Origin of the sequence: Pseudomonas baetica, from assembly GCF_019733355.1 — a bacterium.
In the GTDB taxonomy this organism is placed as follows: domain Bacteria; phylum Pseudomonadota; class Gammaproteobacteria; order Pseudomonadales; family Pseudomonadaceae; genus Aquipseudomonas; species Aquipseudomonas baetica_A.
In genome coordinates this window covers 159,299-182,234 of record NZ_JAIHLQ010000005.1, presented here as the reverse complement: position 1 = coordinate 182,234, position 22,936 = coordinate 159,299, and the positions used below count along the sequence as shown (strand labels likewise).

General features: G+C 59.5%; 23 protein-coding genes. 5 read left to right on the top strand and 18 right to left on the bottom strand.

Annotated features, from left to right (window positions below; translation table 11 throughout):
• Positions 1-48: 48 nt before the first annotated feature.
• The 7 genes from K5E40_RS06800 to K5E40_RS06770 all read right to left on the bottom strand — a co-directional run bounded on the left by K5E40_RS06800 (position 49) and on the right by K5E40_RS06770 (position 5,874).
• On the bottom strand, positions 49-672 hold the full coding sequence (locus K5E40_RS06800) for a recombinase family protein (protein WP_153367476.1): 624 nt from the start codon (positions 670-672) through the stop codon (positions 49-51).
• 209 nt (positions 673-881) lie between these two features.
• Positions 882-1,871 (bottom strand): MobV family relaxase, encoded by a 990-nt coding sequence (gene mobV / locus K5E40_RS06795; protein ID WP_221730220.1) that lies wholly within the window; start codon positions 1,869-1,871, stop codon positions 882-884.
• Positions 1,872-2,025: 154 nt separating this feature from the next.
• Complete coding sequence (locus tag K5E40_RS06790) at positions 2,026-2,811, bottom strand: lysozyme inhibitor LprI family protein (RefSeq protein ID WP_221730219.1); 786 nt, start codon at positions 2,809-2,811, stop codon at positions 2,026-2,028.
• A 593-nt stretch (positions 2,812-3,404) separates the two neighbouring features.
• A complete protein-coding gene (locus tag K5E40_RS06785) occupies positions 3,405-4,427 on the bottom strand; it encodes a hypothetical protein (RefSeq protein WP_221730218.1) in 1,023 nt (340 codons plus the stop codon).
• Entirely contained in the window at positions 4,427-5,011 is a 585-nt protein-coding gene (locus K5E40_RS06780) for a helix-turn-helix transcriptional regulator (protein ID WP_221730217.1), read from the bottom strand. Before K5E40_RS06780 ends, K5E40_RS06785 begins: the two co-directional genes overlap by 1 nt.
• The gene (locus K5E40_RS06775) at positions 5,008-5,208 is read right to left on the bottom strand and encodes a hypothetical protein (protein ID WP_260455545.1); all 201 of its coding nucleotides are present in this window, start codon (positions 5,206-5,208) and stop codon (positions 5,008-5,010) included. The genes K5E40_RS06780 and K5E40_RS06775 overlap by 4 nt, the downstream gene beginning before the upstream one ends.
• Positions 5,209-5,274: 66 nt before the next feature.
• Complete coding sequence (locus tag K5E40_RS06770) at positions 5,275-5,874, bottom strand: hypothetical protein (protein ID WP_221730216.1); 600 nt, start codon at positions 5,872-5,874, stop codon at positions 5,275-5,277.
• 211 nt (positions 5,875-6,085) lie between these two features.
• Between K5E40_RS06770 and K5E40_RS06765 the strand changes: the two genes are divergently transcribed.
• Entirely contained in the window at positions 6,086-6,904 is an 819-nt protein-coding gene (locus tag K5E40_RS06765; RefSeq protein WP_153438012.1) for a hypothetical protein, read from the top strand.
• A gap of 17 nt (positions 6,905-6,921) precedes the next feature.
• On the opposite strand, the gene K5E40_RS06760 is transcribed toward K5E40_RS06765, so the two are convergent.
• From K5E40_RS06760 to K5E40_RS06715, 10 genes are all read right to left on the bottom strand, one after another.
• Complete coding sequence (locus K5E40_RS06760) at positions 6,922-7,470, bottom strand: hypothetical protein (RefSeq protein WP_153438014.1); 549 nt, start codon at positions 7,468-7,470, stop codon at positions 6,922-6,924.
• Positions 7,471-7,980: 510 nt separating this feature from the next.
• Positions 7,981-8,727, bottom strand: a complete 747-nt coding sequence (locus K5E40_RS06755; RefSeq protein WP_221730215.1) for a S24 family peptidase — start codon at positions 8,725-8,727, stop codon at positions 7,981-7,983.
• A 222-nt stretch (positions 8,728-8,949) separates the two neighbouring features.
• Positions 8,950-9,477, bottom strand: a complete 528-nt coding sequence (gene ppa / locus K5E40_RS06750) for an inorganic diphosphatase (RefSeq protein ID WP_003205933.1) — start codon at positions 9,475-9,477, stop codon at positions 8,950-8,952.
• Positions 9,478-9,589: 112 nt separating this feature from the next.
• A complete protein-coding gene (locus K5E40_RS06745) occupies positions 9,590-10,402 on the bottom strand; it encodes a zinc-dependent peptidase (protein WP_221730214.1) in 813 nt (270 codons plus the stop codon).
• Positions 10,403-10,406: 4 nt separating this feature from the next.
• Positions 10,407-11,057 (bottom strand): DedA family protein, encoded by a 651-nt coding sequence (locus K5E40_RS06740; RefSeq protein ID WP_221730213.1) that lies wholly within the window; start codon positions 11,055-11,057, stop codon positions 10,407-10,409.
• 276 nt (positions 11,058-11,333) lie between these two features.
• Positions 11,334-11,795, bottom strand: coding sequence for an N-acetyltransferase (locus K5E40_RS06735; RefSeq protein WP_221730212.1), 462 nt, complete (start codon positions 11,793-11,795; stop codon positions 11,334-11,336).
• Between the two features lie 115 nt (positions 11,796-11,910).
• Positions 11,911-12,735, bottom strand: coding sequence for an ethanolamine ammonia-lyase subunit EutC (gene eutC / locus K5E40_RS06730; protein WP_221730211.1), 825 nt, complete (start codon positions 12,733-12,735; stop codon positions 11,911-11,913).
• 5 nt (positions 12,736-12,740) lie between these two features.
• A complete protein-coding gene (locus K5E40_RS06725; RefSeq protein WP_221730210.1) occupies positions 12,741-14,135 on the bottom strand; it encodes an ethanolamine ammonia-lyase subunit EutB in 1,395 nt (464 codons plus the stop codon).
• A gap of 190 nt (positions 14,136-14,325) precedes the next feature.
• The gene (gene eat, locus K5E40_RS06720) at positions 14,326-15,696 is read right to left on the bottom strand and encodes an ethanolamine permease (RefSeq protein ID WP_221730209.1); all 1,371 of its coding nucleotides are present in this window, start codon (positions 15,694-15,696) and stop codon (positions 14,326-14,328) included.
• Positions 15,697-16,005: 309 nt separating this feature from the next.
• A complete protein-coding gene (locus K5E40_RS06715) occupies positions 16,006-17,526 on the bottom strand; it encodes an aldehyde dehydrogenase family protein (RefSeq protein WP_221730208.1) in 1,521 nt (506 codons plus the stop codon).
• Between the two features lie 302 nt (positions 17,527-17,828).
• Here K5E40_RS06715 and K5E40_RS06710 point away from each other — a divergent pair, with 302 nt between their 5' ends.
• The 4 genes from K5E40_RS06710 (at position 17,829) to K5E40_RS06695 (ending at position 22,153) form a co-directional block, all read left to right on the top strand.
• Positions 17,829-19,736: a sigma-54-dependent Fis family transcriptional regulator gene (locus tag K5E40_RS06710; protein ID WP_221730207.1), complete on the top strand. Its 1,908-nt coding sequence runs from the start codon at positions 17,829-17,831 to the stop codon at positions 19,734-19,736.
• A 146-nt stretch (positions 19,737-19,882) separates the two neighbouring features.
• Complete coding sequence (gene mpl / locus K5E40_RS06705; protein ID WP_221730206.1) at positions 19,883-21,232, top strand: UDP-N-acetylmuramate:L-alanyl-gamma-D-glutamyl-meso-diaminopimelate ligase; 1,350 nt, start codon at positions 19,883-19,885, stop codon at positions 21,230-21,232.
• Positions 21,229-21,876 carry a flavin prenyltransferase UbiX gene (ubiX, locus tag K5E40_RS06700; protein WP_221730205.1) on the top strand — a complete coding sequence of 216 codons (648 nt, stop codon included), beginning with the start codon at positions 21,229-21,231 and terminating at the stop codon, positions 21,874-21,876. Before mpl ends, ubiX begins: the two co-directional genes overlap by 4 nt.
• Positions 21,869-22,153, top strand: coding sequence for a YceK/YidQ family lipoprotein (locus K5E40_RS06695; RefSeq protein ID WP_221730204.1), 285 nt, complete (start codon positions 21,869-21,871; stop codon positions 22,151-22,153). Before ubiX ends, K5E40_RS06695 begins: the two co-directional genes overlap by 8 nt.
• Positions 22,154-22,288: 135 nt before the next feature.
• Here K5E40_RS06695 and K5E40_RS06690 read toward each other — a convergent pair whose 3' ends face one another.
• Positions 22,289-22,930, bottom strand: coding sequence for an oxidoreductase (locus K5E40_RS06690; protein ID WP_221730203.1), 642 nt, complete (start codon positions 22,928-22,930; stop codon positions 22,289-22,291).
• Between the last annotated feature and the right edge of the window lie 6 nt (positions 22,931-22,936).

Here is a 22,936-nt window from a genome sequence, read left to right as displayed (position 1 = left end):
CCGGGCGTGGCATGGCTAAAATGAAGTATCGAAGACAACTGCACGGCTTCACATGTGCTCGGTCAACTGATCGCGAATTCTCATCACCGTGGTAGTTGAGCATTGAGCATGCCTTGCTGCCGCTCGAATCCCCAAGCCCGCGGCGAGCAGTTCGCGCACGCGCTTATGCAGGCCATCGTCAGTTGGACGGCCCTTATAGGCGCCATCGGCTTTAGCCTTTGCAATGCCCTGCGCTTGTCGCTCCCGGCGTTGCTCGTAATCCTTACGTGCGATTGCGGCCATCATTTCCACCAGCATTGAGTTGATGGCACCCAGCATGCGGTTGGTGAATTCGTCGCCACCGCTGTCTTTGATGCCTTGATGGCTGGTCGGCAGATCGAGCGCGACAATGCGCAAGCCCCTGGAATCAATCGCCGTCTTGAGACGCTTCCAGTCGCTTTCTGGCAGCCGTGACAACCGGTCAATACTCTCTACCAGCAGCACGTCACCTTCTCGTGCGTCGGCCAGCAGGCGCAGCAGCTCTGGCCGATCTGCTTTGGCGCCGCTCTCGTTCTCTACGTATTCGCAAGCGATCCGCTGGCTATGCTCGGCCGCAAACCGTTCTAGGGCGCCACTGGCGCGTGTCGCGTCCTGGCCGGCGGTGGAGGCGCGAAGGTATGCGCGAATGAACATGGCGGTTACTCTCCCTGTATCAGTTTAGGCGTTACCTTAATAACGTATCACTTTGAGTGTCACTAAACAATGAGGCTACGCCTTACGGGAGGTGAATAGGCCGTGCCACTTTATCTACACCCTATTGTGACGGAGAGATGGCCCCCGATTTGCGCCATCCTGCAATGCAGGTTGGGAAATAACGCCCTTGGCAGCCAGGCGTGAAACCGTCATGGCATGAACTCTTCCAGCCCAAGATGCCGACTCAGCGCCTTGAGTTTTTGAGCAAGCCCGTCGGCCCGCTTCCGCGCTGTCTCGGCCTCCCGATTGGCTTTCTCTGCTGTTGCCTGGGCCTTTGCCAGCTCTCGGTCGAACTCGCCCAACTGATCAACTTGGGCTTCTAGCCTGGCCTCGAGGTTATCCAAGGCGCGGCGCTTATGCTTTAGCTCGGAGTCCTGTTGATCAAGTGCGGCCCGCCGATCCGCCAGGGCTTTGGTGGTTACTCGCTCTTGGGCACGCATCACCGTGGCCGTCTCGGCAGCGGCCTTCACCGCACGGAAGTTAGCCGTCCAGATCCCCGTTGCAGCTGCGGCGCAGTCGGATCGGGTCAGTGTTGGCACGGTCGCAGCCGCCTCCAGACCTTGGTAGTAGCGACTGACGCTCTGGTGGGTGGCTTTCGAGCCCTCAATGCCCCGCTTCAGGCCGAGGGGCTTGCCACATTGCTGGTGGAAGTCGGTTTGCATCTTTCGGAGCTTGGCCGCGCCGCCGAGATACTCTCGGGCAGAGAGTCGTCCATCCCGGGTGACAGGCACGATGTAGGCCACCAGGTGCGGCGTTCGCTCATCGAGGTGAATGGTGGCGCAGACGATGTTCTGTCCACCGTGCCGTGCCTTCAGCCAAGCCATGGCTCGGTCAAAGTAGCCTGCTCTGGTACTGGGAAGCCTGCCGTTGTCGTCGAGGTGGCCGCCATGCCTGGCAAACGCTTCAGGGCTGGCCGTCACCAGGTATTCGATACACAGAACAGCATCCCTTCGGCGCTTCTCCGGTAGCTTGGCGCGCACAGCATCTGCTAGCTCGCCAGAGCTCGTGGCACCGATCAGATGCCGGTTCAGTGAGCCATTAGAGTTTGGGGTAGGAGTTTCCCGGAATGTGTGGCGACCAGATCCGAAAACCCCGGCCATGCTCTTCAGCTTTTTTGTTCTTAGTATCGCGAATGGCATATAAGCCTCCCCCGCGCTGAATGTGTCTATCTTCAGCGTGCGGGTGGAGCAAATGAGTGCACAAGCCCCACCCCAAGCCTTTAGGGCTTGTGTACTCACTACACCTTGTTCCAAGGTTGTTCGGCCTCCGGCGGCAAGGCAACCGCTATACCGCCTACCGGAACTCGGCCGGCTTGGACAGGTAAGCCAGGGTGTTTTCCATGTCCTGAGCACGGTCGCTATAGGAGGCCGCGAGACACTCTGTCGAGCGACAAGCATTTCGCTCTTTTAGCCAGGCCTGTTGATCCTTCTTGACCCCTTCCTTGTCTTCCGCGCTGGAGCGCAGCGCCTTGTAGGCGGCAGCCACCCGAACATCCAGCGCCGCAAGCTCTTCATTGCCGCAAATCATCCCCTCCACGGCGGTGGAAGCCTTGGAACAGTTGAAGCTTGCCGCTATAGGGCTCGCCTTCTTGGTTGACGCTGGCTGAGCGGTGACGATCTCTGGCTCCGGCTCCGATGCAGGTGCTACCTGCTGCCGTGCTGCGACGGGCGCGACCGTTTTGCCGATCGCCGCGTAGTCCATGTCGGTAAGCTTGCGAATAAAGCTTAGGTGTATTTTCACCCCGCTCGCCGTGGTCATGGTGCCTTGCCCAAAGCGAACGGATAGCGTGGTCAAACTACCGGAGTCATCCAGCAGATTGACAGTGCCATTAGCTGGATCCGTCGAGTGGATTGGCATCATGTTGCTCTTTCCGCCCTGCTCCATCACCAAGTTGTCGCCGTCAGCGTAATCGATCCGCATTGGTGCCTGACGCCCCTGTCCAGCCCCGAACATGATGACGGAATAGACGCCAGACACGTCCTTGCGGATGTAGTCCTCCGGCTCGGCTGCGAAAGAAAGCGAGGCCGATAGCGCTAAAAATACGCCTGCAATGAGAGTTCCGCTTATAGCTTTGAACATGATCTCAATCCTTGATGGTGTTAACTGGATGTTGGTGGCACTTTGCCCCGGCTTCCTTATATCAGAGATCAGTTCGCCAATAGCCAGAACCGAGTGCTGTTGGAATCGTGGGCCACCGCATAGACATTGTCGTCCCGCGCATGGACTCCACTCCCCTGTTTCGGGGTAGTGGTTTGCCTGGGTGTCGGGGCGGAAGCGCTCGGGATCAGCGTTGTTTGGGTCGAGGGGGGGGCAACGAATCGTTACACCCTGCAGGACGCGACGCTTTGCATTGATCGGTAACGGCCTTGGCTACAATCGAAGCGCGTCGCCAGGTGATGATGTATTGGGGTGGTAGCGGCCTGCTGATCCAGGGTAGGCGAAATGCCCACCCAACCGAACGATATGACTTTCATCTGCCGACCTGACCCGTCATTTCAACGGGGCAGGTTTTGGGCGCTTTGCAATGATCAACAAAGGCCTTGGCCGCAAACGAAGTGCTTCGCCAGGTGTAAATGCGCTTGGAGTGGTCGCTGTCTGCGGATCAAGGGTGTGAATCGGATTCACTCCCGTCGGCCAGCGGGCCTTGCACTGCGTGGCTCAAAACGGGGCCATCAGTCGTCGTCCAGCTCGGCATCCATCACAAGGCCCAAGCGCTCGGCGCGCCCGCTCATGCGCGCCTGAATCGTCGCAGCCTCCTCAAGCACGGCCTGGTACATATCCCGCATGGCCTCCTTGTCCACCAGAGCAATGGTCGGCTTCTCGATGATCTCGACCTTCTCTTTCCACAACTCAGGCTGGCGGTTTTTGAGCCAAAAGGTGGCCAAGTGTGGGTTGGGTGGGTAATGCTTCATTGTGGGCACCCGGACGACCTCCTCACCAATCACTTTGATTTCCTCGTGATTGTGCGAATAGCCGACGGCGCCACGGTAAACGGAGTTGGCCACGTTAGCATCCGCTAGAGCCATACCGGCCTTGAGGGCAGTTTTGAAGCCGGCGTGGCACCCCTGCCATTCATAGAACGTGCTCTCCGATATTTCGAGAATCCCAGCTATCTGCTGATGCGGAATGCCGAGTTGCGCCAGCTTGTAGGCCAGCTCGGCATACTTGGGCCTGTACTTGCCTGGCCCGTCGGAAGGGAACAATCCGTGCAGGGCCGTATCGTCAAAAATATAGCCCCCGGCAGCGTCATAAATCACCCCCTCGATGGTTTCTCCCTCGCGTGCGCGCGCGTTGGCCTCCGATTCTGGCGCTACCGATCCTTTCCCCGCCCGCTCTACATCTCCATCAAACTTGCCGTTACCCCCGCCAGCATTGGCCTTTGCCTTGTTTTTCGAGCCACTAGCCATGGTTTCGCTGATGGTTTCTCCCATGGTTTCTATGGTTTCGCTAACGAGCTTCGGCCCAGTACCTTGCTTTGCCTTCGGAGCGCCTACGTATTCAACGCCGGCTGGGTTCTTGCCGGATGCTTTTCGTTTCTCCCACCCCTGCTTTGCGGCTGTCTTGCGAACGCCAGGGGCTGATACAGATAGCCCCAGTTCTTTGACCAACCAAGTGTAACCGTCGCGCGGGTCTTGTTCCCATGCGTCGCGAACCTCTTCCCACTGGTTTGGGGTTAGCTTGGGTGCCTGGGCCATTACGCAAATGCTCGCCGTGGCTCTTTGGTGCGCCGCTGGCCATGCTTCGCAGCAGCAACAGCCCGCTCTACGGCGCTCAGCAGGCGCGTGCCTCCACGCAACTTGCGCCACCCATAAGGGTTAAGGATCTCAATCCGAGCAAGAGCCTCTAACGCCTCCTGGGTCGCCATTTCAACGTCTGTCAAAGCCCCCTCAAGAAGTGCAGTGCGCCCCAGAATCGCTTGCACAGCAATAACGTCACGGTTAGTCATGCGAGCCCACTCGGTTTTCATGGCCTCCACCATTTCCTCCATCACAGTGCTCGGCACCCCATCACCCTGCATGCGATCGCTAGTGCACATCAGATAATCGACAGATACACCGTAGATGCTGGCGGCTTTTTTAAGCATCCAGATTGGTATCTGGGCTGAGTACAGGCCGTGCTCAATCTTTGCTAGCCTCGAGCTGGTGGCATATCCCAACTGTTTTGCAGCGGTGAGCTGGTTCAGGCCGGCAGCGAGACGGGCCTCACGCAAACGTAAACCGATAGCCTTTACAAGGGCGATTTGCTCGTCTTTAGATGGGATAACATTTGCGGCGGTCATGGTTTCACCTGGCTGTAATGCTCTGGCACCAGCAGTCGGCCCTCTGACAGAGCAATGAGCAGGGCCTTGGCCAGATAGTCGCCATTATCAGCCGCCGTGCGCAGATCAAGCCAATAGCTCCTCACTGTCGCCACGCTTGGCCGAATGCTCTTCTGACCTAGAACTCTCTGCGGAGTCGATTTAATAGCCGTGTTCAAGGTTCACTCCCTTCCTGTTCAGTAAACAGCAGCCCGCGATGGGGCTGCGTAAAAACGACGAGTGCGTTACTCAGTAGGGGGAAGTGGGTAGAGGTATTTGACCTTATCTACGGATGAAATGGTGGCCGCTTTGAGCTCAGAAATCTTTCCAGGAATAGCCTTGGCTTCATCTTGCTTGGTCTTGATCTCTGCCAGCGAAGGCTTGGCGATCGACAACGCTGTAGCTTCTGGAACGCCATCCTCAATAAGACTTGCGACCTTTGCATTGCGCATGTCTTGCATACTGTTGGCGGCCATTGCTGCTGCTTCCACACTGCCGAGCTGCTCGAACAGACCCGCCAGCCTGTCGCCCCCCAGACTGACAAGTAAGGCCTTGCGCGCCTGTCCAATCTCGCTAGCGGCATCATGCAGCTGTTCGTGCTGGCGGTGGGCTTCGGCGCGGCCCCGCTGGGCGGCCTCGACGGCCTGCGTTGGGCTGCCGTGTTTCCGAATCGCTAACAGCCACCTGGCACGCATGCGGGCACGTTTTAAGGTTTCAAAAAGACGGTCGGCCTCGGTAGTCAGTCTTGAAAACTCACCAAATCCACCGCTGTCGATCAAATCAGCCAGTTTGGCGTGAGCCAGCAATTCTTCACGTTGTTCTGGGGTGATGTTCGTGTTGTTCATGTCTATTCCTTGATTGGTTTTAGACATGGTGGCAATCGGTGCTGAAGGTTCTGAGCTGAATTTTCTTATTTCGGCCAGTTACGTGAATTTGGGCAAATTTGGGCAAGTTTGGGTAAATCAGGTCTAACACCTTTGCGGGAAAACCAGCCCCGGCAACTATAGCGGCGGCACCAACAATACGGAGACATTAGGTCAATACCAGGTATCCAATATGTCCACTGTTCCAGTCCTCGGACAGCGCAGCAGCAACGCTGCCTCCGAAAACCCTCTGAACGAGATAACTTCCATTTGGGACGGACTGAATCCGCACCTGGTCGCCAGGTTTTATGAGGTGGATCATCTAGGGCGCACAGTCGATGACATCGTGGTCAAGGCCGCAGTGACCGAAGAAGCCGACATTCAGATGACGTTCAATTGGCAGTCACCCTTTGAGGGCTCCGGCCCCGAGAGTCGAGCCCCGGCGTTGATGGGCATGCTCCAGTCTGGCGCTTTGAAACCACTGATCGAGTCTATCGGTGCGGCAGCTGGGCGCACAGTCGGCAGTGATATTGGTGACAAGATCAAATCGGCCGCCGGCAACCTCGACGAAGCTCGAGGCCGCAACGGGATGACCAAACTAAACTCTACGCAGATTTTTAGCGGGTCAGCGCCACACAAGATTAGCGTCACACTGCTTTTTCGTGCTTGGCGTGATCCTAATGCCGAGGTTGAAAGGCCTTTGGAACAGTTCCTGAACTGGGCCCACCCTCAGAAACTGGCACCCGAGGGCACCATGCTGACTGGCGCCCTGAGTTTTCTGTCTGGCGAGAAGGGATTGATTGACGCCATGCTGCCCTCGTTTAGCCCGTGCATGATTGCCATGGTCTATAAGGGCCGACGGTATGCGCCGCTGGTGATCGAATCTGTCGGCATGCCCTTGAGCGCGCCCATCGACGGCCTCGGCCGCTTTGTTCAAATGACCCTGCAGGTCACCATGAGCACTCACCAGTCTTGGGACAAGAGCGATTGGCAGGCCACCCGGCGCATTTGAAAATTGCTTGGGGGCGGTCAGACCAAGGTTAGGTTTGGCCGCATTGTGAGGCACCGTTGATTCAAGCACATGCAAGCCAGGTGCAAGGGGCCCAGCCCGGCGGGAGTCGGGAGGGCCCTGTAACTATCAGCGCAATCCTCGGCGCCAGCAAGCACCAGCTCCGCCAGGCTGGCAGCACTTTGATACTCGGCACGGCGGGTCGGGTTTACGTTGAGCACATCGCATAGCGCATCAAAGCCAAATGCTTCGATGGTGCCATGCTCACCGACCATAGTGTCCCAGGCATAGTTGGCCAAGGCTTCTAGCATCGCCTGCTCTTCGACCTTCAGGTTCAGGTCGGCGGCCAGGTCGAGCATCTCCACTTTACGAGCTGTAAACGGGAGGCCTTGCTTGGCGATCGTGCTGGCCCGTCGATAATTTGTCCGGCTCTCCTCGATCCATGCCAAATCGCCCGCGTAGATCCGGCATATGCGCCTAATGCAAATCAGGCGTGCCCTTGGCGTTGCTTCGGGCTTGTTGGCCAGGCGACACAGTTCGCTAACCACCTTCATTCTGCTCAGCTTCATTCTGGAACCTAGTCCGTTTCAATAAGCAGCGAGTAAAGCCCATTGAAAGATATGCACATGATCAGAATTTCCCCGGCTTTGTTCAGATGGAACCAGATGAGGCCAACACCGCGCGGTAGTGGGGGTCAGAGTGGGGGTCAGATGCGGCGATCTTCTTAAGGCCTTGCTATACGTGGATTTCGGGCATTAAAAAGCCGGCTTGTGGCCGGCTTCTCGGGGACTGGCTTGGTTTATTTTTGGTAAACCGCGCCAGCCTTCAAAACGTACACCCGGATCTGCGTCCGGCTGTGGGACTTGGTAGACGTTGGTCTGCCGCGTCGGGCGTCATCTGAGCCGCGGGAGCGGGTCGATGCGCGAATGTGGGGCGCAGGATACTGAGTTTTGCTTTGGATTCCCAGTGGGAAGTGCGAGTTAGAGCGATCTGACTGACCAAAATCCGAGATTTGTACTGTCTATCCGGGCCTCATCGCGAGCAGGCTCACTCCTACAGGGGAGGAGCAAGCCTTCGGTTTAGAGAAACGGTACCACCGGCCGGCGTTTGCTCAGCATCGACCACCAGAACACCCAGCCCAATATATGAATCCGTTGCTCTTCTATCTGCGCGGGGCGGAACACTTCGTCCGGGTATTCGGCGCTGTTGTGGCTGCGCATTCGCAGGCCGTTGCCGGGCATGCGGTGCAGGTATTTGATGCGCAGCATGCCGTCGTGTTCGATGGCGTAGATCTCGCCATCCACCACTTGAGTGAGGCCGCGGTCGATGGCGACGATGGAGCCGTCTTCGATGCGGTCGGCCATGCTGTTGCCGATCATGTGCGCGCAGATGGCGTCGGAGTGACGGATTTCCAGTTGATCGAGGTGCGCGCGCAGCAGGCGGATGGATTGGTCCGTGTCGTGGATGACGTGGGTTTTGCCGGAGCCGTCGGTGAGGGGCGTTTCCTTGAAGAACACCAGGTCGATGTCGTTGGGATCGATGACGGTGTAGACGCCGCGGATGGCATGGGCGTCGAAGGTGTCGCCATTGCTGGCGGGCGGCGTCAGGCTCGGCAACTCCTTTATGCCTTCGCCGGTCTTCAGCCATTCGCTGTTAACGGACAGCAGGCGTGAGACTTCTTCCATGCGATACGCCGGGACGCCCCGGGTGTACCAGTTGTGGACATTTTGGGCTTCCGTGCCCCAGAACTTTGCGAATCCCGTGGTGGTGATGTTCGCTGCTTCCAGGAGTGCCTTGAATCTTGGACCGCTAGTGTTCTTTCTCATAAACACGGAGTCTACGGCCGTGCTAGAGCGGTTTGAATAAACTTTGCGTTCAAAAAAAGGCTGAATTTTGCGACGGGATGTAAGCCCGTCTTGTGGGAAATTAAACAGGTTAAAACTTTGTTACGTCTGCTTTAAACGTTGCGTTTAAGCAGGATGTTCTCGCGCATAAAAAACCCCGTATCAAACGGGGTCTTCTTCAAGCATCACGCAGGTTGCAGGCGCTTAGCCTTTGTAGGCAGCAACCGACTTGGTGATCGCTTCGCGGGCGGCGTCTGCACCGGCCCAGCCTTCGATCTTGACCCATTTGCCTTTTTCGAGATCTTTGTAGTTCGCGAAGAAGTGCTCGATCTGCTGGATCAGCAGTGGCGGCAGGTCGGTGTATTCCTTCACGTCCACGTACAACTGGGACAGTTTGTCGTGTGGGACTGCGATGACTTTGGCATCGCCGCCGCCGTCGTCGGTCATGTTCAGGATGCCGACTGGACGGGCGCGGATCACCGAGCCTGGAGCAACCGGGTAAGGGGTCACGACCAGCACGTCGAGGGGGTCACCGTCGTCAGCCAGGGTGTTCGGGATGTAACCGTAGTTGGCCGGGTAGAACATTGGGGTGGCCATGAAACGGTCAACGAACAGGCAATCGCTGTCTTTGTCGATTTCGTATTTGATCGGCGCGTGGTTGGCCGGGATCTCGATCGCGACGTAGATGTCGTTCGGCAGGTCTTTGCCAGCCGGAATCTTGCTGTAGCTCATTGGGCGTTGCCCCCGTAGTTGACCAAAAACACTTGGCCGGATTGACCAAAAAGTGGCGGCGATTATAGGCATATTCCGCCGCCGATGCCACGCACCGAAAGTCGTGCAGACCTTAGTCGTGAGCCTGATAGACCGGGTCTTGGGCCTGAAGTTGTCGCAGCCTGCCCAGTGGATCCTGCCGGTAGAAAAGCTTCAGTTGCAAGTAGACCTGTGGATAAGCCTTGTGCAGCAGATCGGGTGCGCTGAAGAAGTATTCGCTGGTGACGGCGAAGAACTCGGCAGGATTTTCGGCCGCGTAGGGGTCGATGGCGGTTTCGGCGTCCGGATTGCGGTCTAGTTGGCGGTTGAGGTCGTCGTAGGCCTTTTGCATCACCTCGGCCCAGTCGCTGACGCGCATGTCGGCGTGCAGCGGCGGCAGGCCGTTGGCATCGCCGTTGAGCATGTCGAGTTTGTGCGCCAGTTCGTGGATGACCAGGTTGTAACCTTCCCAGCCACCACTGGCCATTACGCCCGGCCAGGCCAGGATGATCGGCCCCTGTTGCCAGGCCTCGCCGCTGTGTTCGCCATCCCATTCATGTTCGACGCCGCTGGCATCGCGATGGCGCTGCGGGCTGAGGAAGTCATCGGGATAGAGGACGATCTCGTGAAAACCCTGGTACCAGTTCAGATCGCCCAGATTGAGCAATGGCAACTGGGCTTGAGCGGCAAGCAGCAGGCGTTGTTCCTGGTGCAGTTCAACGCCGGGCAGGGCGGTCAGGTGTTTTTCTTCGAGAAACAGCACGCAGGCTTCACGCAGCCATTGGTCTTGGGCTGCACTGATGCCGTCGAGAAAGCTCAGGTGATGGCGCACCCGTTGCCACAGGTCGTCGGCAATCGGGTGCCTGGCCAGGATGCGCCGGCGACGCCAGGCGCTCAGTGACCACATCGGCTTAGTGCGATTGGGCTTTGGCGCTGCCGAGTCGGCTGCGTACCACGCCAATGATCATCGGCACCAGCGACAGCAGGATGATGCCGAGCACCAGCAACGACAGGTTTTTCTTGATGAATGGCACGTTGCCGAAGAAGTAACCCAAGGTCACCAGACCACCGACCCACAGCACCGTGCCGAACACACTGAAGCCGAAGAAGCGCGGGTAAGGCATCTTCGCCACACCGGCGACGAATGGCGCGAAGGTGCGAATGATGGGCAGGAAGCGCGCCAGGGTCACGGTTTTGCCACCGTGCTTGTCGTAGAAGTCGTGGGTTTGTTGCAGGTAGTCGCGACGGAAGATTTTCGAGTTGGGGTTACTGAACAGTTTTTCGCCGACTGTTCGTCCGATCACGTAATTGGTGCTGTCGCCCATGATCGCTGCCAGCATCAGCAGACCGCCCAACAGGACTGGGTCCATGCCACCACCTGCCGCTACAGCACCGGCGATGAACAACAGCGAATCACCTGGCAGGAAGGGCATCACCACCAGACCGGTTTCACAGAAAATCACCAGAAACAGAATGGCGTAGATCCAGGGCCCATAGTTGTTCACCGGCAAGTCGAGGTAAACGTCGAGATGCAGGATAAGGTCGAGCGGGTTGAAATCCATGGGGGCACCTGTGTGGCGGCCCGACTCTGCAGGCCTGTGCGGATGACTTCGTGTAAGCCTACATCGAGGTGTAGTTTTTCTTACAAGCCGGAAAGCTCGGGATTATACGGTCTGAGAGGTGAAAAGCGCGTTGGTTTTGTAGCGAGGGATGTCTGGGTGTGAACAATTGTCAGGGACGATGGGGGGGCGTGACGCTAAAAGATCGCGCCCTTCGGCGGCGCCTACATTGCAATGAGTTGTTCTGTAGGCACTGCCGAAGGCTGCGATCTTTTGGGTTCAGAGCTCGTCGCTGATCGGCAGCACGTAGTTCTTGAACTCGGTGTCTTCCTTGAACCCGATGGACTCGTAGGTTTTCTGTGCCACTTCGTTATCGGCACTGGTGGAAACGCGCATGCGCACGGCCTGGGTTTCCTTGGCCATTTTCTTCGCGGTGCGAATCAGGTTGTCGGCGACCAGTTGGCGGCGGGCGTCTTCGGCGACATAGATGTCGTTGAGGATCCACACGCGCTTGAGCGACAACGAAGAGAAACTTGGATAGAGCTGACAGAAGCCCATCAGCTTCTTGTCGTCATCGTCGGCGAGGGCCAGATAGATCACCGATTCCTTGCGGCGCAGGCGTTTTTCGAGAAACGCGCGGGAGGAATCCGGGTAAGGCAGTGAACCGTAGAACTCACGATAGGTGACGAACATCGGAGTCAGTAAATCCAGGTGTTCGAGGGTCGCTTGAATAATCCGCATGATAGGTCTCGTCTTCAAGTGGCTGTCTTCAACTGCTCTGACGGCGATGGGAAACCCTGGCGGCCGTGCGTCGATCCTGCCTGATACCGGCGCAGAAACGCAATGCGGAATCGGTTCAGGTTGTCGACGGGCCGAGTAGGAAGTTTCCTTTCATGTCCGCACCGGCCTCCGACTCCAGCGTCTGAACCTGTGCTTCGTCCTTCAGATTGACCCCCGACAGTTGCCGTCGGCAGGCTTCGCGCATCAGGTACAGCAAGCGATGTGCCGCCATGCCGTAGCTCAAGCCCTCAAGCCGCACATTGGAAATGCAGTTGCGGTAGGCATCGGTCAGCCCGATCTTTGGATTGTAGGTGAAATACACCCCCAGGCTGTCGGGCGAACTGAGGCCCGGGCGTTCGCCAATCAGCATCACCAGCATTTTTGCGCCCAGCCGTTCACCTATTTCATCGCCGACCGCGACGCGGCCCTGTTCCACGAGGATGACCGGCGCAGCGGACCAGCCATCGGCGCTCATTTGCTCTTCCAGTCGGGTCAGCAGTGGCAGCGTGTGGCGATGCACGGCCAGCGCCGACAAACCATCGGCGACGACAATCGCCAGATCCACGCCGCCGGGATTGGTCGCCGCATAGTCGCGCAGAGCCTGGGCTGAGTCATCACTCAACTTGCGCCCCAGATCGGGGCGTTGCAGGTAGCTGTTGCGATCCACCGCCGCGCTGTGCAGCAGCAACGTCTGGCGCCCGCGCTCATTGAGTTGGGCGCTGAGCCCGGCATGATCGAACGGCAGATGCACCGCATCCCGCGCCTGGGCGTGGGCGAACTGGAAATCCAGTTGTGCGCGGGTCGGCAGGCTGGTGCCGGTGCGGCCGAGGGCGATCCGCGCGGGGGTCAGGCGACGCAGTTCCAGCCATGGGTTTTGCGGGTCGACGGGCGGGTTTTCCATAAGACTCATCCCAGTTGCGCCAAGGCCTGGCGGAAGGCCGGCGGCAGGTTGTTGCCGAAGCGAACCTTGCCGTCCGCCTGAGTGAAAATGCCCATGTTCGCCAGCCATTGCTCGAATTCCGGCGCCGGTTTCAGGCCCAGGGTCTGGCGGGCGTAGAGCGCGTCGTGGAACGAGGTGGTCTGGTAGTTGAGCATGATGTCGTCGGAGCCGGGGATGCCCATGATGAAGTTGATCCCGGCGACACCCAAGAGGGTCAGCAGGGTGTCCATGTCGTCCTGATCGGCCTCGGCGTGGTTGGTGTAGCAGATGTCGCAACCCATCGGCACGCCGAGCAACTTGCCGCAGAAGTGATCTTCGAGGCCGGCGCGAATGATCTGTTTGCCGTTGTAGAGGTATTCCGGGCCGATAAATCCTACGACGGTGTTCACCAGAAACGGCTTGAAATGGCGGGCCACAGCGTAGGCTCGGGTCTCGCAGGTCTGTTGATCGACGCCATGGTGGGCGTTGGCCGACAGGGCGCTGCCCTGACCGGTTTCGAAATACATCAGGTTTTGCCCAAGGGTGCCGCGGTTCAGGCTTAAACCGGCGTCGTAGCCTTCCTGCAACACATTCAGGTTGATACCGAAACTGGCGTTGGCCGCTTCGGTGCCGGCGATCGACTGGAACACCAGGTCCAACGGCACGCCACGGTTGATCGCTTCGATGGAGGTGGTGACGTGGGTCAGCACGCAGGCTTGGGTCGGAATGTCGTAGCGCTGGATGATCGCGTCGAGCATTTCCAGCATCGCGCAGATTGAGGCGATGCTGTCGGTGGCCGGGTTGATGCCGATCATCGCGTCGCCGTTGCCGTACAGCAGACCGTCAAGAATGCTTGCGGCAATGCCGGACGGCTCGTCGGTCGGGTGGTTGGGTTGCAGGCGAGTTGACAGGCGCCCGCGCAGGCCGAGGGTGCCGCGAAACTTGGTCACTACGCGGATTTTCTGCGCCACCAACACCAGATCCTGCACGCGCATGATCTTCGACACGGCGGCGACCATTTCCGGGGTCAGGCCGGGCGCGAGATTACGCAGGCTGGTTTCATCGGCGGCCTCGCTGAGCAGCCAGTCGCGAAAACCGCCGACGGTGAGGTGGCTGACCACGGCGAAGGCCTGTTTGTCATGGGTGTCGATGATCAGGCGGGTGACTTCATCGGACTCATAGGGAATCAGCACTTCTTGCAGAAAGTGCGTGAGCGGGATATCGGCCAGCGCCATTTGCGCGGCCACGCGCTCACCGTCGTTGAGCGCGGCGACACCGGCGAGAAAGTCCCCGGAACGTGCCGGGCTGGCCTTGGCCATGACGTCCTTGAGGCTGTCGAAGCGATAGGTCTGGGCGCCGACGGAATGGGCAAATGCGGCCATGGGGCGGTGTCCTCCTGATTCTGTGGATAACTCAGTCCCCTGTGGGCGCGGGCTTGCTCGCGATTACGTAGTGTCAGGCGACATCATTGTTGAATGACACGCCGCATTCGCGAGCAAGCCCCCTCCCACATTGGATCTCCATGCACTTCAATAATGCGGGTACCGGGCGCAAGGCCCGGTACCGGTGCAACTAGATACCTTCGAGCATAGCGTCTGTCGGTGCGTCGGCGCGTTGCTTGGCGGTCAACTGGAAATACAGATACCCAATGGCCATGAAACCAAGGAACACACAGCCGATCAGCGTGTTGAACCACGCCATCGCCACCAGGCACACCACGGCCAGAAACAGCGCGCTGGCCGGCACCACCGGATAGCCCGGGGCGCGGAAGGTGCGTTCCAGGTTCGGCTCGGTTTTGCGCAGTTTGAACAGGCTAAGCATGCTGATGATGTACATCACGATCGCGCCGAATACCGACATGGTGATCATCGCCGCGGTCAGCGTCATGCCTTGCAGATTGACCAGGCCGTCGCTGTAGATCGCAGCGATGCCGATCACGCCACCGGCCAGAATCGCGCGATGGGGCGTCTGGAACCGCGAGAGTTTGGCCAGACTTTTCGGCAGGTAACCGGCGCGGGCGAGGGCGAAGAACTGGCGCGAGTAGCCAAGAATGATGCCGTGGAAACTCGCCACCAGACCGAACAGGCCGATCCAGACCAGCATGTGCATCCATGACGAATTGTTGCCGACCACCGCTTTCATGGCCTGCGGCAGCGGATCGTTGATGTTCGACAGTTGGCGCCAGTCGCCAACGCCGCCGGCCATCACCATCACGCCGATGGCGAGGAACACCAAAGTCAGGATGCCGCTGACATAAGCCTTGGGAATGGTGCGTTTCGGGTCTTTGGCTTCCTCGGCCGCCATGGCCGCACCTTCGATGGCGAGGAAGAACCAGATCGCGAACGGTATCGCGGCAAAGATCCCGGGGATCGAACCCAGGGTGAACTCGTTGGAGCCCGACCAGCCGTTGAGCACGAAATTGCTGAAACTGAAGCCCGGCGCGACCACGCCCATGAACACCAGCAATTCGGCGACGGCCAGCACAGTGACCACCAACTCAAAGGTCGCGGCGATGCTCACGCCGAGAATGTTCAGGGTCATGAACACGAAATAGGCGCCGACTGCAGCGATCTTCGGATCAAGCTCGGGGTATTGCACATTGAGGTAGGCGCCGATGGCCATCGCGATGGCCGGTGGTGCGAAGACGAACTCGATCAGCGTGGCGATGCCGGCGATCAACCCGCCTTTTTCGCCGAACGCCCGACGGCTGTAGGCAAACGGCCCGCCGGCGTGGGGAATCGCGGTGGTCAATTCGGTGAAACTGAAGATGAAGCAGGTGTACATGGTCGCGACCATCAGGGCCGTGACCAGAAAACCCAAGGTGCCTGCGGTGCCCCAGCCGTAACTCCAGCCGAAGTATTCGCCGGAAATCACCAGGCCGACGGCAATGCCCCATAGGTGCAGGGTGCCGAGTGTGGGTTTGAGTTGTGTGGTGGTAGTCATAAGTCCTCGCTGTCTTTTTTATTGTTTGATCTGTTGGACTTTCGGGTGTGGCGGTTGGGGTGGATGAGTGCTGTTCACGCAGCGGCAGTTTTTCTGCAAATCCTGAATGACGGGTACGCAAGGGCCGTGCCAGAGCGGCCAGGCCTTGTGTGTTGTGTCATTAAGGACGCTTTCGCGAGCAAGCCCGCTCCCACATCGGATCTGTGCCGAATCCAACCATGTGGGCCGAAGCAAGTCCCCTGTGGGAGCGGGCTTGCTCGCGAAGGCGATTGAGCGGGCGACACCGAACCATCGGTGTCGCCGCAGGTTTTAGAAGAAGCCCAATGGATTGATGTCGTAGCTCACCAGCAGGTTTTTGGTCTGCTGATAGTGGTCGAGCATCATCTTGTGGGTTTCACGGCCAACGCCGGACTTCTTGTACCCGCCGAACGCGGCATGCGCCGGGTACAGGTGGTAGCAGTTGGTCCACACGCGACCGGCCTTGATCGCCCGGCCCATGCGGTAGGCGCGGTTGATGTCGCGGGTCCACAGGCCCGCACCGAGGCCGAACTCGGTGTCGTTGGCGATGGCCAAGGCTTCGGCTTCGTCCTTGAACGTGGTGATGCTCACCACTGGGCCGAAGATTTCTTCCTGGAACACGCGCATTTTGTTGGTGCCCTTGAGCAGGGTCGGCTGGATGTAATACCCGGTCGACAGATTGCCCTCGAGTTTTTCCACCTTGCCGCCCGTCAGCAGTTCGGCGCCTTCGCCCTTGGCGATTTCCAGGTATGAAAGGATCTTGTCGAATTGTTGCTCGGACGCTTGGGCGCCGACCATGGTGTCGGTGTCCAGCGGGTCGCCACGTTTGATCGACAGGACCTTCTTCATCACCACTTTCATGAATTCGTCGTAGATCGATTCCTGTACCAGCGCGCGGGAAGGGCAGGTGCAGACTTCGCCCTGATTGAAGAACGCCAGCACCAGACCTTCAGCGGCCTTCTCAATGAAGGTCGGCTCGGCCTGCATGATGTCTTCGAAGAAGATGTTCGGCGACTTGCCACCCAGTTCGACGGTGGACGGAATGATGTTCTCGGCGGCGCACTTCATGATGTGCGAGCCGACCGGGGTCGAACCGGTGAAGGCGATCTTGGCGATGCGTTTGCTGGTGGCGAGGGCTTCGCCGGCTTCTTTGCCGAAGCCTTGCACCACGTTGAGTACGCCCGGTGGCAGCAGGTCGCCGATCACTTCCATCAGCACACAGATGCCCAGTGGCGTTTGCTCGGCCGGTTTGAGCACCACGCAGTTGCCGGCGGCCAGCGCCGGGGCGAGTTTCCACGCGGCCATCAGCAGCGGGAAGTTCCACGGGATGATCTGACCGACCACGCCCAGCGGTTCATGAATGTGATACGCCACGGTGTTGCCGTCGATTTCGGCAGCGCTGCCTTCCTGGGCACGCAGGCAGCCAGCGAAGTAACGGAAATGGTCGGCCGCCAGCGGGATGTCGGCGTTGAGGGTTTCGCGAATGGCTTTGCCGTTGTCCCAGGTTTCGGTGATTGCCAGCAGTTCGAGGTTCTGTTCGATGCGGTCGGCAATTTTCAGCAGGATCAGCGAGCGCGCCTGCACGGAGGTCGCGCCCCACGCATCGGCTGCGGCGTGGGCAGCGTCCAGTGCCTTGTCGATGTCTTCGGCAGTGGAGCGCGGGAATTCGGCAATCGGTTGGCCATTCACTGGCGAGGTGTTGGTGAAGTACTGACCTTTGAAAGGCGCGACGAACTCGCCGCCGATGTAGTTACCGTACTTGCTCTTGAACGAGACTTTGGCGCCTTCAGTACCGGGGTGAGCGTAACGCATGATGATGTTCTCCTTGGCTTTGTACTTATTAGAGAAACGCGCAAGTGCGCTTGCTATAAGCGTAGAGCAAAGGTTGGGCCACTGCCGTGCAGGTCAGGTAAATCAAGGCCTTGCGTGGTTTTTGTCGGACGGGCGGAGCGCACCTGTGACGGTTTCGGTACAGCGGGGGTGACAGTTTGTACCGTTTTCGGCACAGCCAGTGACCGGACAGTCTCGCCAGCATTGCAATGCGTCGGTGGCTGGAGGATGCTGGGCGTCACCTCAAGCATTGGGCCGTCGAGCCTCGGGGAGAACAATAAGAAATGCACGACAACCATTTGAGTCGCCATGCCCAGCAGGTTCTCACGGCCACCCAGGGCAAACCGCACCTGCACGGGCCCGGTGCCGATCCTTCGATTGCCCGCTCGTGGCTGCGTTGTCTTGAGGACTATCACCTCGACCCGGCCCTGGCCATGGCGCCCACCGTGCTCGAACACGGGCGCGTGCTTGAAAGCCGCGAGCGTCTGCAACAGGTTCTGCAGATCGCCGGCAATGAAATGAGCAGCCTGCATCAACAACTGTCCGGCGCCGGTCATGCGGTGTTGCTGACCGATGCGCGTGGGGTGATCCTCAACTGCGTCACCGCGCCCGCCGAGCGCAGGATTTTCGAGCGCGCCGGCCTCTGGCTGGGGGCTGACTGGAGCGAAGCCTGTGAAGGCACCAACGGCATCGGCACTTGCCTGGTCGAGCGTCAGGCGCTGACCATCCATCAAGATGAACACTTTCGCGGCCGTCACACCGGCCTGACCTGCTCGGCGAGCCCGGTGTTCGACCCGCACGGCGAACTGTTGGCGGTGCTCGACGTGTCTTCGGCGCGCCACGACGTCTCGCGCCAGAGCCAGTTCCACACCATGGCGCTGGTCAATCTGTCGGCGAAGATGATCGAGAGTTGCTACTTCCTGCGCTGTTTCGATAACCAATGGTTGCTGCGTTTTCATTTGCAGGCCGAGTCCGTCGGACTGTTCAGCGAAGGCTTGCTGGCGTTTGACGGAGAAGGGCGGATCAGTGCGGTCAACCAGAGTGCGCTGAACCTGCTCGGGCATATCCGCGGTGGGTTGCTCGGCCAACCGGTCGAGGCGTTTTTCGATTGTTCGCTGGATGAGTTGCTGGGCCGCGCGAGTGCCAACGCCAGCGCCAGTTGGCCGCTGCGCACCCGTGACGGGCGACATTTGTTTGCCGTGTTGCGTGGCGAGTCGCGTAAACCGATGCCGATCATCCCGGCTCCCATCAAACCCGAGCCTGCGCGCCTGTCGGGGATCTGCCTCGGTGATGCGGCGCTGCAAGCGGACTTTCGTAAAGCCCTGCGCGTGTTCGAGCGCGATGTACCGCTGCTGATCAACGGTGAAACTGGCTCCGGCAAAGAGGCTTTCGCAAAGGCTGTGCATCAGGCCAGTCAACGATCGAACAGGGCGTTTGTCGCGCTCAACTGTGCGGCAATCCCCGAGAGCCTGATCGAGAGCGAACTGTTCGGCTATCGCGGCGGCAGCTTCACCGGCGCCCGCAAGGACGGTATGCGCGGTAAGTTGCAGCAGGCCGATGGCGGTACGTTGTTCCTTGATGAAATCGGCGACATGCCGCTGGCCTTGCAGACTCGCTTGTTGCGGGTGCTGGAAGATCGGCAGGTGGTGCCGATTGGCGGTGAGCCCGAAGCGGTCAACGTGCGGATCATCAGCGCTACCCACCGCAATCTGCTGGGACGGGTCGAGGACGGCAGTTTCCGTGAGGATCTGTATTACCGGCTCAATGGGTTGGAAGTGGCGTTGCCGGCATTGCGTGATCGCAGTGACAAGTCGCAATTGCTGGATTTTCTGCTGGCCGAAGAGGCGAGTGGCGAAACAATCCTGATCGAAGAGCCGGCGCGTGCGGCGTTGCTGGCGTTCAACTGGCCGGGCAATGTGCGGCAGTTACGCAATGTGCTGCGCACGTTGGCGGCGTTGTGTGATGACGGGCGGGTCGGGCTGGAGGATTTGCCGGCGATGATTCGACAAATGCGACCGAGGGTGGCTGTGGAGGTTTGTGCGGCCGAGCATCCACTTGAAGATGCCGAACGCTTGGCCTTGCTCGCTGCGCTGGAACAGACGCGGTGGCACATGACACAAACGGCGCAACAGCTTGGGGTCAGTCGCAATACGCTTTACAGAAAGCTGCGCAAACACGCTATCGCCCGCTAAACCGAGTCGCGCCATTCGCGAGCAGCCCGCTGTCACAAGGACGGCGCTGAGTTTGTGGGAGCGGGCTTGCTCGCGAAGGCGCGAAACACAAGGTGCGATTTCCCCCTCCCTACGCTAACCTGCGGCCATGTTTTACGAGGTCGACTATGCACATTCATATTCTGGGTATCTGCGGGACTTTCATGGGCTCGATGGCGGTTCTGGCCAAAGAGTTGGGCCATCATGTGACCGGCTCCGACGCCAACGTCTATCCGCCGATGAGCACGCAGCTTGAGGCCCAAGGCATTGTGCTGACTCAGGGCTACGACCCGGCCCAGCTCGATCCGGCACCGGATCTGGTGGTGATCGGCAACGCCATGTCCCGCGGCAATCCGGCGGTGGAATATGTGCTGAACAAAGGCCTGCCGTACGTGTCCGGCCCGCAGTGGCTGGCCGATCATGTGCTGCAAGGTCGCTGGGTGCTGGCCGTCGCCGGTACCCATGGCAAAACCACCACCAGCAGCATGCTTGCCTGGGTGCTGGAACACGCCGGCATGAGCCCGGGTTTCCTGATCGGCGGCGTGCCGCAGAACTTCTCGGTGTCCGCACGCTTGGGTGGCACGCCGTTCTTTGTGATCGAGGCTGACGAGTACGACAGCGCCTTCTTCGACAAACGCTCGAAGTTCGTTCACTACCGCCCGCGTACGGCGATCCTCAATAACCTTGAGTTCGATCACGCGGACATCTTCCCGGATCTGCCAGCGATCGAGCGGCAATTCCACCATCTGGTGCGCACGATCCCGAGTGAAGGCCTGGTCATTCATCCGACCACCGAACCTGCCTTGCAGCGTGTGATCGAGATGGGCTGCTGGACCCCGGTGCAAACCACCGGTGTTGGGGGGCAGTGGCAGGTCAAGTTGCTGAAAGACGACGGTTCGGCGTTCGAAGTCATGTTCGAAGGCGTGTCCCAAGGCACCGTCGAGTGGGAGCTGACCGGTCAGCACAACGTGGCCAACGCCTTGGCCGCGCTGGCGGCGGCGCGTCATGTTGGCGTGGTGCCGACGATGGGCATTGCCGGGCTGAGCGCCTTCAAGAACGTCAAACGGCGGATGGAAAAAGTCGCTGAGGTGCGCGGCATCACCATCTATGACGACTTCGCCCACCATCCGACGGCGATTGCCACCACCCTCGACGGCTTGCGCAAGCGCATCGGCGATGCGCCCTTGATCGCGATCATCGAGCCGCGTTCCAACTCGATGAAGCTCGGCGCTCACCGTGACGGCTTGCCGGACAGCGTGGTCGATGCCGATCAGGTGATCTGGTACGCGCCGGCCAACCTCGGCTGGGATCTGGCCGCCACCGCTGCGTTGTGCACGGTGCCGTCGATTGTCAGCGATTCACTGGAAGGCATTATCGAACGGGTGAAGAGCCAGGCTCAGCCCGGCACTCACGTCGTGATCATGAGCAACGGCGGCTTCGGCGGCCTGCACGGCAAACTCGCCGAGGCGCTGCAATGAACACTCGTTTGGAGAGCAATGGCCCCGAACGCATCACGCTGGCAATGACCGGCGCTTCAGGCGCGCAGTACGGTTTGCGCCTGCTCGATTGTCTGGTGCGTGAAGATCGCGAAGTGCACTTCCTGATCTCCAAGGCTGCGCAACTGGTGATGGCCACCGAGACCGATGTGTCGCTGCCGCCCAAACCGCAGACGATGCAGGCATTTCTCACCGAATACACCGGAGCGGCCGCCGGGCAGATTCGCGTGTATGGCAAGGAAGACTGGATGTCGCCGGTGGCCTCCGGCTCCGGTGCACCTGCGGCGATGGTCGTCGTGCCATGCTCCACCGGCACGCTGTCGGCGATTGCCACCGGGGCCTGCAACAACCTGATCGAGCGCGCCGCCGACGTGACGCTAAAGGAGCGCCGCCAGTTGATTCTGGTCCCGCGTGAGGCGCCGTATTCGAGCATTCATCTGGAGCACATGCTCAAGTTGTCGAACATGGGCGTGACCATCCTGCCGGCGTCGCCGGGTTTCTATCATCAGCCGCAGACCATCGATGACCTGATCGACTTCGTCGTGGCGCGGATTCTCAATCTGCTGGGCATTCCCCAAGACATGCTGCCGCGTTGGGGCGAGCATCATCTGAGCAGCGATGAATAAGCTGCTGATCGTTGTGCTGGCGCTGCAACTGGCCGGTTGTGCTACGGCGCGCACGCTCGATGCCGCCAAGCCGGGGGCGCCGGTGGTGTATGCCGGTACGCGGCTGGACTTGTATGCGATCAATGGCGGGTGTTGCGCGATGGATCGATTCGGGGCTGAGGCGCCGAGCTATCCGGGCGTGGATCTGCCAGTCAGCGCTTTGCTCGATACTCTGTTACTGCCGTTGTCGTTGCTCACGGTGATTGGTGTGGGGTTTCAGGCGACTGGTGGATTGTAGGGGAGTGCTCGCACTCCATTTGCGGGCAAGCCACGCTCCCACAGGGATAGAGTCGTACGCCAAGTTTTTGTTCGCGGAAGATTACTGTGTGTGTGCGGGCTTGCTCGCGAAGAGGTCAGCCCAGACACCACAAAACTACTTGCCAAGCTTGCGCAACTCATCTGACTCAATCACCCGCACCCCATCCTGTTCTTCCAGCGCCAGGCGCCACATGGCTCTGGCCAGTTGGCAGGCCTCGATGCCACGGTATTTACCGGGGATCAGTTTCGAAAACGGCGCCGCCAGTTGCTCGCCCAGACGCGGTTCGGTGCGTTCACCGAGCAGCAGCGATGGTCGGCAAATGGTCAGTTGCGGCCAGCCTTGCGCGCGCAATGCCTGTTCCATTTCACCCTTGACCCGATTGTAGAAAATCGATGATTTCGGATCGGCGCCCAGTGCGCTGATCACGATCAGGTGCCGTGCGCCCATCTCCCGTGCGCGTTTGGCGAACGCCACCACCATGTCCAGGTCGACCGCACGAAAGGCTGCTTCGGAGCCGGCCTGTTTGATGGTGGTGCCGAGGCAGCAATAGGCGATGTCGACACGGCCGCTGAGTTGCGGCAGAAAAACCTGCGGGTCGCCGACCGGGTTTTCCAGATGCGGGTGTTCCGCCAATGGTCGACGGGAAGGGGCGAGCACGCGAGAAATCGTTGGCTCGTTGAGCAAACGGTCGAGTAGGTGTTCACCGGTCAAACCGGTGGCTCCGGCAAGCAATACGTGCTGAGGCGTCAAGTACATAGTGTC

What these genes read in the sequence shown, in the direction of transcription:
- K5E40_RS06715 (WP_221730208.1), bottom strand. Translation starts at nt 17,526, where the DNA reads ATGCGTTACGCTCACCCCGGTACTGAAGGCGCCAAAGTCTCGTTCAAG.
- K5E40_RS06755 (WP_221730215.1), bottom strand. Translation starts at nt 8,727, where the DNA reads ATGAGAAAGAACACTAGCGGTCCAAGATTCAAGGCACTCCTGGAAGCA.
- K5E40_RS06800 (WP_153367476.1), bottom strand. Translation starts at nt 672, where the DNA reads ATGTTCATTCGCGCATACCTTCGCGCCTCCACCGCCGGCCAGGACGCG.
- eat (WP_221730209.1), bottom strand. Translation starts at nt 15,696, where the DNA reads ATGACTACCACCACACAACTCAAACCCACACTCGGCACCCTGCACCTA.
- K5E40_RS06790 (WP_221730219.1), bottom strand. Translation starts at nt 2,811, where the DNA reads ATGTTCAAAGCTATAAGCGGAACTCTCATTGCAGGCGTATTTTTAGCG.
- mpl (WP_221730206.1), top strand. Translation starts at nt 19,883, where the DNA reads ATGCACATTCATATTCTGGGTATCTGCGGGACTTTCATGGGCTCGATG.
- K5E40_RS06695 (WP_221730204.1), top strand. Translation starts at nt 21,869, where the DNA reads ATGAATAAGCTGCTGATCGTTGTGCTGGCGCTGCAACTGGCCGGTTGT.
- mobV (WP_221730220.1), bottom strand. Translation starts at nt 1,871, where the DNA reads ATGCCATTCGCGATACTAAGAACAAAAAAGCTGAAGAGCATGGCCGGG.
- ubiX (WP_221730205.1), top strand. Translation starts at nt 21,229, where the DNA reads ATGAACACTCGTTTGGAGAGCAATGGCCCCGAACGCATCACGCTGGCA.
- K5E40_RS06690 (WP_221730203.1), bottom strand. Translation starts at nt 22,930, where the DNA reads ATGTACTTGACGCCTCAGCACGTATTGCTTGCCGGAGCCACCGGTTTG.
- K5E40_RS06765 (WP_153438012.1), top strand. Translation starts at nt 6,086, where the DNA reads ATGTCCACTGTTCCAGTCCTCGGACAGCGCAGCAGCAACGCTGCCTCC.
- eutC (WP_221730211.1), bottom strand. Translation starts at nt 12,735, where the DNA reads ATGGAAAACCCGCCCGTCGACCCGCAAAACCCATGGCTGGAACTGCGT.
- K5E40_RS06760 (WP_153438014.1), bottom strand. Translation starts at nt 7,470, where the DNA reads ATGAAGCTGAGCAGAATGAAGGTGGTTAGCGAACTGTGTCGCCTGGCC.
- K5E40_RS06745 (WP_221730214.1), bottom strand. Translation starts at nt 10,402, where the DNA reads ATGTGGTCACTGAGCGCCTGGCGTCGCCGGCGCATCCTGGCCAGGCAC.
- K5E40_RS06780 (WP_221730217.1), bottom strand. Translation starts at nt 5,011, where the DNA reads ATGACCGCCGCAAATGTTATCCCATCTAAAGACGAGCAAATCGCCCTT.
- K5E40_RS06725 (WP_221730210.1), bottom strand. Translation starts at nt 14,135, where the DNA reads ATGGCCGCATTTGCCCATTCCGTCGGCGCCCAGACCTATCGCTTCGAC.
- K5E40_RS06770 (WP_221730216.1), bottom strand. Translation starts at nt 5,874, where the DNA reads ATGAACAACACGAACATCACCCCAGAACAACGTGAAGAATTGCTGGCT.
- K5E40_RS06710 (WP_221730207.1), top strand. Translation starts at nt 17,829, where the DNA reads ATGCACGACAACCATTTGAGTCGCCATGCCCAGCAGGTTCTCACGGCC.
- K5E40_RS06785 (WP_221730218.1), bottom strand. Translation starts at nt 4,427, where the DNA reads ATGGCCCAGGCACCCAAGCTAACCCCAAACCAGTGGGAAGAGGTTCGC.
- K5E40_RS06740 (WP_221730213.1), bottom strand. Translation starts at nt 11,057, where the DNA reads ATGGATTTCAACCCGCTCGACCTTATCCTGCATCTCGACGTTTACCTC.
- ppa (WP_003205933.1), bottom strand. Translation starts at nt 9,477, where the DNA reads ATGAGCTACAGCAAGATTCCGGCTGGCAAAGACCTGCCGAACGACATC.
- K5E40_RS06735 (WP_221730212.1), bottom strand. Translation starts at nt 11,795, where the DNA reads ATGCGGATTATTCAAGCGACCCTCGAACACCTGGATTTACTGACTCCG.